Raw genomic sequence first — 12241 nt, 5'->3', positions numbered from 1 at the left:
AAAATGCCTTTTACCCATTCCAAACCCATGCGCTTTGGCGACTGCGACCTCACGGGAATTGCCTATCATCCGGCCTATCTCTCCATGCTCGTCGACGTGAACGAGGCGATGTTCGCTTCCTTCGGCGTCACCTGGAAGGAACTGATGTTCGAGCGCAAGCTTGGACTGCCGACGGTGACCATGAACCTCGAGTTCAAGAGGCCCGCCGTCTATGGCGACACGCTCGATTTTGCCGTGCATGTCCGCTCGATCGGCCGGGCCTCGCTCGATCTCGAAACCATCGTCACCGTCCGTGGCGACATCATCTGGTCGGTCAAGCAGAGGATCGTGATGACCTCGCTCGAAGACCACAAATCCCATCCCTGGCCTGACGACGTGCGCGCAGGTCTCACACGTTATCTGGAGCCAAGACATGATGCATGAAATCATCCAGCCGGACGGCTGGGCAAAGCCGATCGGTTACTCGAACGGGATCAGCGCGCGCGGTCGCATCGTACAGGTCGGCGGTCAGATCGGTTGGGACGAGCATTGCCAGTTCCACTCGGACGACTTCGTCGAACAGGTGCGCCAGACGCTTCTCAATATCGTCAGTGTGCTGAAGGCTGCGGATGCAAAGCCTGAGCACCTGATCCAGATGACCTGGTACTTCACCGATCGCGTTTCCTACAAATCACGCATGAAGGAAATCGGCGCGATCTACCGCGAGATCATCGGTCGTCACTTCCCACCCATGGCGGCAGTCCAGGTGGTGTCCTTGATGGAAGACCGCGCCAAGATCGAAATCCAGGCGCTGGCCGTCGTTCCCGATTGATTGAAATCTGCAGAGGAGGAGAGAGTCCATGACCAGCACCATCAGACCCTTCATTACCCGCAAGGGCCAGGAAGACACCGGAACCGGCCAATCCGGCGGCTGCGTCCGCATTTCGGGTGTCAGCCCACAGCACACGCCAGCCACCAGGATCTGGTTCGGCAAGGTCTCCAACGAGCCGGGCTATCGCTCCTATCCGCACCATCATGGCGAAGCGGAGACTGGCGGCTATGTGCTGAAAGGCAAGGCGCGCATCTATTTCGGCGAGAACTGGAAAGAGTATCTCGACATGGAGGAAGGCGACTTCATCTTCGTGCCGCCGAACTGGCCGCATATCGAAGTCAACATGTCGACGACGGAAGAGCTGGTGTGGCTGACCACCCGCACGCCGGACAACATCGTCGTCAACCTGCCGGATGTGGACGATTCCGTTCTCGAGGGTTTCAGGAGAGCCTGATGAAACTTTTGCGATACGGCCCGGCAGGCGCTGAAAAGCCCGCCATCGTCGCCCAGGACGGAACTGTGCGTGACCTTTCCGGCGTCATCGCCGACTTTACCGGCGAGGTGCTCTCCGACGCCGGACTTGCGCGGCTTGCGGCCATCGAGCTCGCGACGCTGCCACAAGTGTCGGTCGACCGCATCGGCGCATGCGTGCCCCGTCCGGGCAAGTTCATCTGCGTTGGCCTCAACTATGCAGACCATGCAAAGGAAACCGGCAAGACACCGCCGGAGGAACCGATCCTGTTCATGAAGGCGACCTCAGCCGTCGTCGGCCCGAATGACGATGTCGAAATCCCGCGCGGATCGAAGAAGGCCGATTGGGAGGTCGAGCTTGGCGTCGTCATCGGCACGCGGGCGAAATATGTCAGCGAGGCGGACGCGCTGAACCACGTCGCCGGCTACTGCGTGGTCAACGATGTGTCCGAGCGCGCCTTCCAATCCGAGCGCGGCGGCCAGTGGACCAAGGGCAAGAGCCACGACACGTTTGGCCCGACAGGCCCTTGGCTGGTCACTCGCGACGAGGTAGCCGACCCTCAAAACCTCGCGCTGTGGCTGGATGTGGACGGCGTGCGCCGGCAGACCGGCAACACGAATACGATGATCTTCGGCGTCGCGCATCTCGTCAGCTATATCAGCCAGTTCATGACGCTTGAGCCCGGCGACGTGATCGCCACCGGCACGCCGCCGGGTGTGGGCATGGGTATCAAGCCGGAACCTGTCTTCCTGAAGCCCGGCCAAGTCATGACGCTCGGGATCGAGGGTCTGGGTGAGCAGCGGCAGCAAACCGTAGAAGCGAGGGACTGAGCCATGACCGATCTTTCAGGACGTCTTGCCATCATCACCGGTGGCGCTCGCGGACAGGGCGAGGCTGAAGCCCGCCTCTTCGCCTCCAAGGGTGCGGCCGTCATCATTGCCGATGTGCTGGCGGACGAAGGTCGTGCGCTGGCTGAAGCCCTACAGAGGGAAGGCCGCGAGGCCCGCTTCATCTATCTCGACGTGACAGACCCAACCAGTTGGGCAGGCGTTGTTGCGCTTGCAACCGAGTGGAAAGGCCGCATCGACATTCTCGTCAACAATGCCGGCATCATCAACCGCACCATCGTCGAAACCACCAGCCTGGAAGCGTGGGAGCGCGTGCTGAAGGTCAACCTCACAGGCGCCTTCCTCGGCATTCAGGCGGTGACGGAATTGATGGCGAAATCCGGCGGCGGATCGATCGTCAACATCTCATCCAATAGTGGCTTTTCCGGCCATTATGATCCCGCCTATACGGCGAGCAAATGGGGCCTGCGCGGGCTCACCCGCAGTGCTGCCATGGAACTGACGCCCAAAGCCATCCGCGTCAATGCGGTCTGCCCTGGCCTCGTCGTTACGGGTCTGAACGCCAACAGCCCTCACCTGAAACCGATGATCGACATGACGCCGATGAAGCGCAGCGGCAAGCCGGAAGAGATCGCCGAACTGGTGCTCTTCCTGGCGTCTGACGCCTCAAGCTTCATTACCGGCGAAGACTTTGTCATTGACGGCGGCTTCACGGCGGGTGCGGCCTATCGCAAGGTGGCGTCCCAGACCGGGATATTCGACCAATAGTTCTCAATCCGAGGGACTGATCACCTGCAACGCCGGCATGGGTACTGCCCACTGCCGGCGATGCCGTTTCTGGCGATCAACAAAAATATTTTATTCTGATTTTTAACGAAATTAGGAATTGATAATTCCCGCCGCTTTTGCCAATGTGGAGCCCGTAGAAGGGCGTAGCGCGTTTTCCTTCGCATTATAGGGTTGTTCCTGCGGAGAATATGTGGTGGTCAAGCCGGATAGACACAGCGACGACAAGCTTATCGTCTTCGATGTCGGCGGAGTCTTCATCGAACTGAATGTCGAGAGGCGCCGAGCTGCGCTTGAAGCGGGTGGGCTCTGGTCGCCGACCGCTCAAGCGAACGCGGGCCTGCTTCGCCTCAACATGCAGTTTCGCCTGGGACAGATCGGCGAGGATGACTATCTGGCTCGCGCGTCCGAGATTTACGGGCTGACCGCTGAACAGGTAGCGCAAGCGGAAACTGCGCTTCTCGAAGGCGTTTTCACCGGCATGGTGGATTACGCCCGCACCCTGAAATCCAGCCATCGCGTTGTCTGTCTGTCGAACACGCAGGCCATTCATTGGCGCCACATCATTGAAACCATGCTCGGAGCCGATCTTTTCGATGCCTGCTACCTCTCCCATGAGATGGGCATGGAGAAGCCGGGCGAGGAGATTTACCTGGCGGTTCAGCACCGCGAACATGTTTTGCCCGAGCAGATCGTCTTTATCGACGACACGCTGGAAAACATCGAGACATCGCGCAGGCTCGGCTGGCACAGCATTCACCATCTGGATGCGGCGACGACGATCGCGGCGATAGACGAAGCGATCGCCGATACGCCGCCAAGCGGCACGTCCTGAGCGAAATGGAGATCTGACCTTGGCTCAACTGTCCCTGCGCGGCATCAAGAAGCGTTTCAAGTCCGTCGAGGTTCTCCATGGCATCGATCTGGATGTGAAAGACCGCGAACTGATCGTCTTTGTCGGGCCGTCCGGTTGCGGAAAATCGACCCTTCTTCGCCTGATCGCCGGTCTCGATCCGATCACCGATGGCGAATTCCGCCTGAATGACAAGCGCATGAACGAGATCGCGCCATCACGACGCGGGATCGCCATGGTGTTCCAGTCCTACGCTCTTTACCCGCATATGAATGTCTATGAGAATATGGCCTTCGGTGCGCGGCTGATGGGCCTCGGCAAAGCGGAAGTCGAAGCGCGTATCGGCGAAGCCACCCGCATGTTGCGGCTGGAAGCCCTGCTGGAGCGCAAGCCGCGCGAGTTGTCAGGCGGACAGCGACAGCGCGTTGCCATCGGCCGTGCGCTGGTGCGCAAACCGCAGCTTCTCCTGCTGGACGAACCGCTCTCCAACCTCGATGCGGCATTGCGTTCAGAAGTGCGGCTCGAGATCGCCCGTCTCCACCGGGAGATCGGCGGCACGACCATCTATGTGACCCACGACCAGGTCGAGGCCATGACGCTTGCCGATCGCATCGTGGTGATGAATGGCGGCCGGATCGAGCAGTTCGGTTCCCCGCGTGAGCTTTACGAGACGCCGGCCAACGTCTTTGTTGCCAACTTCATCGGCTCGCCACGCATGGCGATGCTGACCGTCGAGCGGGAGGGCAACCGGCTCACCGCACCCGGTATCGGCCAGATCTCATTGCCCCGTCTGCCATCGTCGCGAGAGCGAGAGCTGTTGATGGGTGTGAGGCCGGACGGCATGTCGATTTCATCGGGCACGCGCCAGGACGGCTTTGCTGCGAAGGTCGTATACACCGAATATCTCGGCGATAGCGCCTACGTTTATGTGCGGATGGGGGATGGCGCACCTGTCTCGGTACGTTGCGGGCCGGATACGCAATATGCGCCTGACACCCCGGTTACGATCAGCGTCGAGCCTGAGAAAGTCCATTACTTCAGCCGTGAAACAGCGCAACGACTTGCGGTGTGATCGAATAAGTCCCGTAAACCAAAAAAGAAGGAGAGGAACAGATGAAACGATTTTTATTGGGAGCGGCGATTGCCTGCAGCACCATCCTGTCGGCCAGCGCAACCTTCGCAGCAGACCTGACCTTCTGGACCTGGCGCCAAGAAGATAAGGCCGAATATGAAAGATTCTTCGCCGATTTCAACAAGGCCAACCCGGATGTTACGGTCAAGTTCGAGGCCTTCGAAGCAACGAGCTACAACACCGTCCTTTCCACCGCGCTTGCGGGCGGCAAGGGTCCGGATCTGATGATGACCCGCACCTATGGCGGCATTGAAAGCCTGGCGGGTGCTGGCTATCTCATGCCGCTGGACGATACCAAGATCCCGGCACTGAAGGGCTTCTCGGAACCGGCTCTTGCCTCCGCAACGATGCGCTCGGACAAGACGCTCTATGCCGTTCCGGCCGCGAGCCAGACCATGCTCGTCATCTACAACACCGAGATTTTCGAGAAGAACGGCATCACCGAGCCGAAAAGCTGGGACGAGTTCATTGCGGCTTGCGAGAAGCTGAAGGCGGCGGGCGTGATGCCCTTTGCCAATGGCACGGCAACCGGCTGGCAGAATGAGACCATCGTCTCCGCCCTGACGTCGTCGATCATGGGCAAGGCCTTCTACGCCGACCTGATGGCGGGCAAGACCGATTTCAACGACAAGCGCTATGTCGAAGCTCTGACCAAGCTCAAGGAAATCTCGCAGTACTTTCCCGATGGCTTTGTTGGCCTGGACTACGCGTCCGCGCAGCAATTGTTTACGTCCGGCATGGCCGGCATGTTTGCCGGTGGCTCCTTCGAGCTTGCCAACTTCGCCAAACAGAATCCGGATCTGAAGATGGGTGTCTTCGCCGCCCCCGGCCTGAAGGCGGAAGATGAGAAGCTGGTTGGCCTCTTCTATGATTCCGGCTTCGGCGGCAATGCCAAGCCGAAAGACCCGCGAGCGGTGCTGAAGTTCCTCAACTACGTTTCCAGCAAGGACTTCGGACAGGCATTCGCCAACGGGCTGAACAACGTTTCTGCCGTTCCAGGCGTCACCTTCGATAATCCTCTGCTGGCCGAAGTCGCCGCGCTCAACAAGGATTCGATCCCCTATATGACGCTCGTAAACTTCCGCTACGGCGAACCGACGGGCTCGAACCTCATCCAGGCGGGCGTTTCGAAGATGCTGAACGGACAGGCGACGCCTGCCGAGGTCGGCAAATCGATGACCGATGGTCTCGCCGCGTGGTACGCACCGTTCAAGAAGTGACCGGGCGTCACAGCCAGACTGAGAACCGTTTGGCCTGTGACGTTTTGCACGGATCGAGAGCACGCCGGTGAACCGCCTTTACCGCCGATGCTCTCGCCGGCCGCTCCTCATCGGAGCGGCCTACTCCACCGATCGATGGCCGTTGGGATAGTTTGATGATGTCCAGCAAGTTGACAGGCAGAAGACTTTGGATTGCGGCCCTTGTGGTCCCGCCGATCGCCTTCATGTGCCTGTTTCTCGTCTACCCGATCCTGTCGGCCTTCGCCTATGCCTTCTACGAATGGCGAGGCCTGGTCCGCGGCGACTTCGTCTGGTTCGACAATTTCCACCGCGTGCTCTTCGAGTACCCCTTCTCCGAACGCACGATCAACGCCTTCAAGCACAATATCTTTGTCTTCTTCGCCCTGATGGTGCTTCAAAACGGCGTCGGCTTCATCCTGGCCTACTGCCTGTGGCGCGAACTCTGGGGTGCGCGCTTCCACCGCATCGCCGTCTTTCTTCCCGTCGTGCTCTCCACCGTCATTGTCGGCCTGTTGTGGAAGCTCTTCTACCATCCCCTCTTCGGCGCGGTGAATGCGAGTCTCAGGGCCGTCGGGCTCGGCAGTCTCGCCCAGCCCTGGCTCGGCCAGGATTCCACGGCATTGACGGCCATCGTCGTTGCCAATGCCTGGCACATGGTCGGCTTTCCCACGCTGGTCTTCCTCGCCGGGATGCAGCGCATACCCTCGGAAATCCTCGATGCCGTGCGCATGGAGACCGAAAACGAATGGGTGAAGATGAGCAAGATCGTCTGGCCGCTGGTTGCCCCTTCGGCGACCGTCGTCTTCACCCTGCTCTTCGTCGGTGCCTTCAACTGGTTTGAACTTCCCTTTATCATGGCCGGTGTGGACGGCAATCCGCATGAGGCAACGGATGTGCTCGGGCTTTATTTCTACCGCACCGCCTTCGGCAGCATGTCCGCCTCGGCGGAGAACTTCGGGCCCGGTAGCGCGCTTGCGGTGCTGATCTTCCTGTTCATCGCCGTGGTCTCCAGCGTCATTACAGTCAGACTGCGCAGACGGGAGATCCAGCTATGAGGAAAGGGATCGACCGCGGCAGCTTCCGCACCTATGGCTGGGATGGCCTGATCAAGATCCTGCTGATCGGCAACAGCATCGTCATGCTGACGCCGATCGTCATCATGTTCTTTTCCGCCTTCAAGACCAACGCGCAGATCTTTCAGTCCCCCTTCTCCATTCCCGATTTCACCAATGTCAAAAGCCTTCTTCGCGTGTGGAACGAGACGGACTTCCTGCTCTATATGAGCAATTCGCTCATCGTCACGGCAAGCTCGATTGCGCTCATCCTTATCCTCGGCACGATGGCGGCCTATGCCATCGCCCGTTACGAGTTCCGAGGCTCCGGCTTCATTCTTCTTTTCTTTCTGGCGGGGCTGACCTTGCCGCTGAAACTCGCCATCATTCCGCTCTTCATCCAGATGCGGGATTTCGGGCTGATCGACTCGCGGCTGTCGCTGATCTTCATCTATGTCGCCACCGGCCTGCCGACGACCGTCTTCATCCTCACCGGCTTCATCCGCAGCCTGCCGAACGAGCTGGAGGATGCCGCCCGTATGGATGGCGCCAATGAAGCGCGCATCATGTGGTCCATCATGCTGCCACTGGTGCGCCCGGCCATGGTGATCGCAGCGATCCAGAATGTCGTGCCGATCTGGAACGACTTCTTTTTCCCGCTGATCTTCATTCAGAATAACAATCTGAAGACCCTACCTCAGGGACTGACCGCCTTCATGGGTGAGTTCGGTACCGATTGGGGCGTGCTGTTTTCCGGGCTGACGCTGTCGGCATTGCCGATCATCATCCTCTACATCGCGCTGTCGCGGCAGTTCATCAACGGCATGACGGCAGGCGCGATCAAGTAGACATGGTCACGACTTGAGAACGGAGACCGCGGCCTCGCTGGCGTGAATGGCGTCATTCGCGCCGGGAATCTTGGCGATCAACAGCAGGAAGACCAGATCGCAGATGGCAAGTTGCGCATCGCGCGAGGTGATGGCGGAAGAGCGCACACGCTCTTCATCCGCCACGGTATGAAGCGTGATATCGGCGATCTGGCTCAGACGATTGCCATGAAGACCCGTCAGGGTGACGACCGTGGCGCCGCCTTTTTTCGCCAGTTCCGCCAGTCGGATCGTCTCGTTGGTACTGCCGGAGTGAGAGATGGCGAAGAGCACATCGCGATTGTTGAGCGAGGCGGCATTGGCCATCTGCACATGCGGATCGCGATCCATCAGCGCCACCAATCCGAGCTTCAAGAGCTTGTAGGAAAAGTCGCGGGCAACGAGCGAAGAAGCGCCGATGCCGGCGAGATGGATGCGCCTTGCCGACGCCAGTGCGGAGACCGCCGCGGTGACCGCGTCTTCGGCATTCACCTCCATCGTCTGTTGCATGGCGGAGACCTTACTCGCAACCAGCTTCTGCTGGATGGTGACGAAGTTATCGCCCGCATCGATCGTCCCGTGGATCATGCCGGACGGAACACGCCATTCCTGCGCCTTGGCCTTGGTCACGGCAAGTTTCAGCTGCTGATAGCCGTCATAGCCGATCTTCTGCGAGAATTTCACGACGCTGGATTGGCTGCGGCCGGTTGCTGCAGCAAGTTCGGCAGACGAAAGCTGCACCATGCGATCGGGATCATCGACGATGAACTGGCCGATCTGGCGCTCGGCATCCGTCATGAATTCCAACTTCGCCTGGATCACCTTCAAGACGGACATGGCGTTCCCCCGATCGGAATAAGATATTCGTAAATCAAAAATTCTCTGGAATATTATAGCGCTTATCTTATGATTGGCTATCCAGATTTCAGCATCAGTTTTGACCCGGAAGGTCTTTTATGGATGAGCTGCATATCACCGGCGGAACGAGGCTTGATGGCGCGGTTCCGATCGCCGGCGCCAAGAACGCGGCCCTGCCGCAAATTGCTGCCGCCCTCCTGTCTCCGCATCCGCTCGAGCTGACGAACCTGCCCAAGGTATCGGATGTCGACAACATGCTGCGAATCATCTCGCTCTACGGCGCGGAGGTTCAGCGGAACGCTGGCGGCACCGTCATCAACGCGCAGAATGTAACGCCGGGCGAAGTCGACTACGAGACCGTGCGCAAGATGCGCGCCTCGATTCTGGTGCTGGCGCCGCTCCTTGCCCGCTTCGGCTCGGCGCGGGTATCGCTGCCCGGCGGCTGCGCCATTGGCGCGCGCCCCGTCGATATGCATCTCAAGGTACTGTCCGCCCTTGGCGCGACGATTGCCGTGGAAGGAGGCTATATCGTCGCCAACGCCTCGGACGGATTGAAAGGTGCGCGCGTCGTTCTGCCCGGCCCGTCCGTTGGTGCCAGTGAGACCGCATTGATGGCGGCGTGCTGTGCAACCGGCGAAACGGAAATCCTCAATGCCGCGCGCGAACCGGAAGTGGTCGATCTCGTCGCCTGCCTTGTTTCCATGGGCGCGGAGATTGAAGGCGCTGGCACGCATCGGCTTCTGGTCAAGGGCAGCACGACCTGGCGTGCCGCAAGCCACCACGCGATTGCGGACCGCGTCGAGGCCGGCACCTATGCGGCAGCGGCGATGATCACCGGCGGGCGCATCGAACTCGTCAACGCCCGGATGGAACATCTCTCATCGGTTCTGCAGGTGCTGGAAAGCATGGGCGCCACCGTCTGGCCCGGAGATCGTGGCGTCGTCGTCGAAGGTCATGGGCGGATCAAGCCTGCCGATTTCACCACCGAACCCTACCCGGGCTTCCCGACGGATTTGCAGGCACAATTCATGGCGATGGCGTCGATTGCCGAGGGTGCCAGCGTCATCCGCGAAACCATCTTCGAGAACCGCTTCATGCATGTGCCGGAACTCTCACGGCTCGGTACCAATATTGCGCTCAACGGCTCCGTCGCCACAGTCCGGGGGCAGCCGTCCCTCAAGGGTGCACCTGTCATGGCGACCGATCTGCGTGCGTCCGTGTGCCTCGTGCTGGCAGCGCTTGCAGCGCAAGGTGAGACCATCATCAAGCGTGTCTATCACCTTGATCGCGGTTACGAGCAATTGGACCGCAAGCTGGCACAATGTGGCGCCAACATTCGCCGTGTGTCGCTATGACGACGCCGCTTAGCGACCAGACACTGTATCTCGGTGTCGATGGCGGCGGCACGGGCTGCCGGGCGAGGATCGTCGATGAAGATGGCCACGTGATCGGGCAAGGACTGTCCGGCCCGGCCACGACGCGCCTCGGGGTACCCAATGCCTGGGCATCGGTGCTGCGGGCCTGGACGGGTGCTGCCGAAGAGGCCGGCCTTGATCCTTCCAACGCCCCGAATGTCGTGGCAGGCATCGGCATTGCCGGGCTAACGCGTGCGGGCTCGCGCGAACATTTGGAAGCCCTGCCCCATCCGTTCGGCAATATCTGCTTCACCTCCGACGGTGCGGCCGCCTGTCTCGGCGCGCATTCCGGTCACGATGGCGGCATCGTGATTGCCGGCACCGGCTCGATCGGGCTGGCACTGGTCGGTGGCGAGGAAAAACGCGCCGGAGGCTACGGCTTTCCGATCTCCGATGAAGGCAGCGGTGCGGATATGGGATTGAAGGCGATCCAATCCGCCCTTCTCGCCTTTGACGGACGCCGGGATAAGACGGCTTTGCTGTCCGAGGTTCTCAACCGCTTCGATAACCTGCCCGCCAACATCGTCGGCTGGATGGACAAGGCAACCGCCACGGATTACGCGACGCTCGCTCCACTGGTCCTGCGTCATGCCGATCAGGGAGACCCTGCCGCCCGCCAGATCGTTCAATCTGGTGCTGGCCATATCGATGGACTGGTACGACGCCTGATCGAGTATGGCGCACCGGCCGTTACACTGCTCGGTGGCCTCTCCGGACCGCTTGAGCCCTGGCTTGCGCCCGACGTGCGGAAGCGCTTGAAACCCGCGGATGGCGACGCCGTTGCTGGTGCGATCATCCTGGCAAAACGCCTGTCGTCCTGAACGGAATCCAAACGGATAGTGAGCCGCTACAAACGGAATAATATATTCCAATATTAATTGACACGCGGAATATACGATCGTAGTCTGTTAAAAAATCGAGTGAGGATCCATGTCGCACCTGCACCTGATGGCGGAACTTGAGCAGCTGGTTTCTGAGGCTCGCAATCCAAATTCCATGTCGATCGACCTGCTGCCAACAGAAGAAATTCTGCGGGTCATGAACCGGGACGATGCACTTGTGCCAGAGGCGGTCGCCAAAGTCATTCCGCAGATTGCAGAGGCCGTGGAGGAGATCGTTCGCGCCTTCCGCAGCGGTGGACGCTTGATTTACATCGGCGCGGGCACCAGCGCGCGTCTTGGCGTCCTCGATGCCTCCGAATGCCCTCCCACCTTTTCCGTGCCGGAAGGCATGGTTGTCGGTCTGATTGCCGGTGGTCCACGCGCCATTCTACATGCGGTGGAAGGCGCCGAAGATGATGTGGAGGAAGGCAAGCGCAATCTTGCGGAGATCAATCTCTCCGCCAACGATGTGGTGGTCGGCATCGCGGTGAGCGGACGCACCCCTTATGTTGTCGGCGCGCTGACCTATGCGCAATCCATTGGCGCGAAGACCGTGTCTTTGACCTGCAACCCGCATTCAACGCTGGCCGACATCGCCGATATCGCCATCTCGCCGGTCGTCGGTCCTGAAGTGGTCACAGGCTCGACACGGCTGAAATCCGGCACGGCCCAGAAGCTCGTCTTGAACATGCTGACAACCGCCAGCATGATCCGTATCGGCAAGACCTATGAGAACCTGATGGTCGATCTGACCATCAGCAATCAGAAGCTTCGCGCCCGCGCCATCCGCATCATCATGGAAGCAACCGGGTGCTCGGCGGAAATTGCAGAAGATCAACTGACGGTGAGCGGCAACAATGTGAAGCTCGCCATCCTGATGATCCTGAGCGGGCTGAACCGGGAAGAAGCCGAGGCGGCACTGGTTCGTCATGACGGCTTTTTACGCAAGGCACTGACTGAAAAAACCGATTGAACGCGAGACGTGCTGCATACCCGGCGTTCGAAAAAGAGACGGGATCAGCCAAC

Annotated in this window: 14 protein-coding genes; 13 read left to right on the top strand and 1 reads right to left on the bottom strand. The window is 59.9% G+C overall.

The features are described from left to right. The first annotated feature begins 3 nt into the window (after positions 1–3). The 10 genes from EYC79_RS06520 to EYC79_RS06475 all read left to right on the top strand — a co-directional run bounded on the left by EYC79_RS06520 (position 4) and on the right by EYC79_RS06475 (position 8043). A complete protein-coding gene (locus EYC79_RS06520; RefSeq protein ID WP_130977507.1) occupies positions 4–423 on the top strand; it encodes an acyl-CoA thioesterase in 420 nt (139 codons plus the stop codon). Next, entirely contained in the window at positions 416–811 is a 396-nt protein-coding gene (locus EYC79_RS06515; protein WP_062427683.1) for a RidA family protein, read from the top strand. The genes EYC79_RS06520 and EYC79_RS06515 overlap by 8 nt, the downstream gene beginning before the upstream one ends. Positions 812–839: 28 nt before the next feature. Then, positions 840–1265, top strand: coding sequence for a cupin domain-containing protein (locus EYC79_RS06510; protein ID WP_130977506.1), 426 nt, complete (start codon positions 840–842; stop codon positions 1263–1265). Next, on the top strand, positions 1265–2113 hold the full coding sequence (locus EYC79_RS06505) for a fumarylacetoacetate hydrolase family protein (protein WP_130977505.1): 849 nt from the start codon (positions 1265–1267) through the stop codon (positions 2111–2113). The genes EYC79_RS06510 and EYC79_RS06505 overlap by 1 nt, the downstream gene beginning before the upstream one ends. Positions 2114–2116: 3 nt before the next feature. After that, positions 2117–2899 carry an SDR family NAD(P)-dependent oxidoreductase gene (locus EYC79_RS06500; protein ID WP_130977504.1) on the top strand — a complete coding sequence of 261 codons (783 nt, stop codon included), beginning with the start codon at positions 2117–2119 and terminating at the stop codon, positions 2897–2899. A 214-nt stretch (positions 2900–3113) separates the two neighbouring features. After that, positions 3114–3752: an HAD-IA family hydrolase gene (locus tag EYC79_RS06495; protein ID WP_130977503.1), complete on the top strand. Its 639-nt coding sequence runs from the start codon at positions 3114–3116 to the stop codon at positions 3750–3752. Between the two features lie 19 nt (positions 3753–3771). Beyond that, on the top strand, positions 3772–4842 hold the full coding sequence (locus EYC79_RS06490) for an ABC transporter ATP-binding protein (protein WP_130977502.1): 1071 nt from the start codon (positions 3772–3774) through the stop codon (positions 4840–4842). Positions 4843–4883: 41 nt separating this feature from the next. Next, positions 4884–6122 (top strand): extracellular solute-binding protein, encoded by a 1239-nt coding sequence (locus EYC79_RS06485; RefSeq protein WP_130977501.1) that lies wholly within the window; start codon positions 4884–4886, stop codon positions 6120–6122. 155 nt (positions 6123–6277) lie between these two features. Next, on the top strand, positions 6278–7198 hold the full coding sequence (locus EYC79_RS06480) for a carbohydrate ABC transporter permease (protein WP_130977500.1): 921 nt from the start codon (positions 6278–6280) through the stop codon (positions 7196–7198). Continuing rightward, a complete protein-coding gene (locus EYC79_RS06475) occupies positions 7195–8043 on the top strand; it encodes a carbohydrate ABC transporter permease (protein WP_130977499.1) in 849 nt (282 codons plus the stop codon). The genes EYC79_RS06480 and EYC79_RS06475 overlap by 4 nt, the downstream gene beginning before the upstream one ends. Before the next feature lie 6 nt (positions 8044–8049). Here the strand turns inward: EYC79_RS06475 and EYC79_RS06470 are convergent, their stop codons facing one another. Beyond that, the gene (locus EYC79_RS06470) at positions 8050–8898 is read right to left on the bottom strand and encodes a MurR/RpiR family transcriptional regulator (RefSeq protein WP_062597573.1); all 849 of its coding nucleotides are present in this window, start codon (positions 8896–8898) and stop codon (positions 8050–8052) included. Positions 8899–9017: 119 nt separating this feature from the next. Between EYC79_RS06470 and murA the strand changes: the two genes are divergently transcribed. The 3 genes from murA to murQ all read left to right on the top strand — a co-directional run bounded on the left by murA (position 9018) and on the right by murQ (position 12188). Then, positions 9018–10274, top strand: coding sequence for a UDP-N-acetylglucosamine 1-carboxyvinyltransferase (murA, locus tag EYC79_RS06465; protein ID WP_130977498.1), 1257 nt, complete (start codon positions 9018–9020; stop codon positions 10272–10274). Next, positions 10271–11155, top strand: a complete 885-nt coding sequence (locus EYC79_RS06460; RefSeq protein WP_130977497.1) for a glucosamine kinase nucleotide-binding domain-containing protein — start codon at positions 10271–10273, stop codon at positions 11153–11155. The genes murA and EYC79_RS06460 overlap by 4 nt, the downstream gene beginning before the upstream one ends. A 109-nt stretch (positions 11156–11264) precedes the next feature. Beyond that, positions 11265–12188, top strand: a complete 924-nt coding sequence (gene murQ, locus EYC79_RS06455; protein WP_130977496.1) for an N-acetylmuramic acid 6-phosphate etherase — start codon at positions 11265–11267, stop codon at positions 12186–12188. Positions 12189–12241 lie beyond the last annotated feature (53 nt).

The organism is Agrobacterium cavarae, assembly GCF_004310285.1.
Taxonomy (GTDB): Bacteria; Pseudomonadota; Alphaproteobacteria; order Rhizobiales; family Rhizobiaceae; genus Agrobacterium; species Agrobacterium cavarae.
The sequence above is the reverse complement of the archived record's forward strand: the minus strand, read 5'-3'. Positions and strand labels throughout refer to the sequence as shown.

Bases quoted from the DNA above. Each gene is read 5' to 3' on its own strand.
- EYC79_RS06505 (WP_130977505.1), top strand. From the start codon at position 1,265: ATGAAACTTTTGCGATACGGCCCGGCAGGCGCTGAAAAGCCCGCCATC.
- EYC79_RS06475 (WP_130977499.1), top strand. From the start codon at position 7,195: ATGAGGAAAGGGATCGACCGCGGCAGCTTCCGCACCTATGGCTGGGAT.
- EYC79_RS06480 (WP_130977500.1), top strand. From the start codon at position 6,278: ATGATGTCCAGCAAGTTGACAGGCAGAAGACTTTGGATTGCGGCCCTT.
- EYC79_RS06460 (WP_130977497.1), top strand. From the start codon at position 10,271: ATGACGACGCCGCTTAGCGACCAGACACTGTATCTCGGTGTCGATGGC.
- EYC79_RS06485 (WP_130977501.1), top strand. From the start codon at position 4,884: ATGAAACGATTTTTATTGGGAGCGGCGATTGCCTGCAGCACCATCCTG.
- EYC79_RS06470 (WP_062597573.1), bottom strand. From the start codon at position 8,898: ATGTCCGTCTTGAAGGTGATCCAGGCGAAGTTGGAATTCATGACGGAT.
- EYC79_RS06520 (WP_130977507.1), top strand. From the start codon at position 4: ATGCCTTTTACCCATTCCAAACCCATGCGCTTTGGCGACTGCGACCTC.
- EYC79_RS06500 (WP_130977504.1), top strand. From the start codon at position 2,117: ATGACCGATCTTTCAGGACGTCTTGCCATCATCACCGGTGGCGCTCGC.
- EYC79_RS06515 (WP_062427683.1), top strand. From the start codon at position 416: ATGCATGAAATCATCCAGCCGGACGGCTGGGCAAAGCCGATCGGTTAC.
- murQ (WP_130977496.1), top strand. From the start codon at position 11,265: ATGTCGCACCTGCACCTGATGGCGGAACTTGAGCAGCTGGTTTCTGAG.
- EYC79_RS06510 (WP_130977506.1), top strand. From the start codon at position 840: ATGACCAGCACCATCAGACCCTTCATTACCCGCAAGGGCCAGGAAGAC.
- murA (WP_130977498.1), top strand. From the start codon at position 9,018: ATGGATGAGCTGCATATCACCGGCGGAACGAGGCTTGATGGCGCGGTT.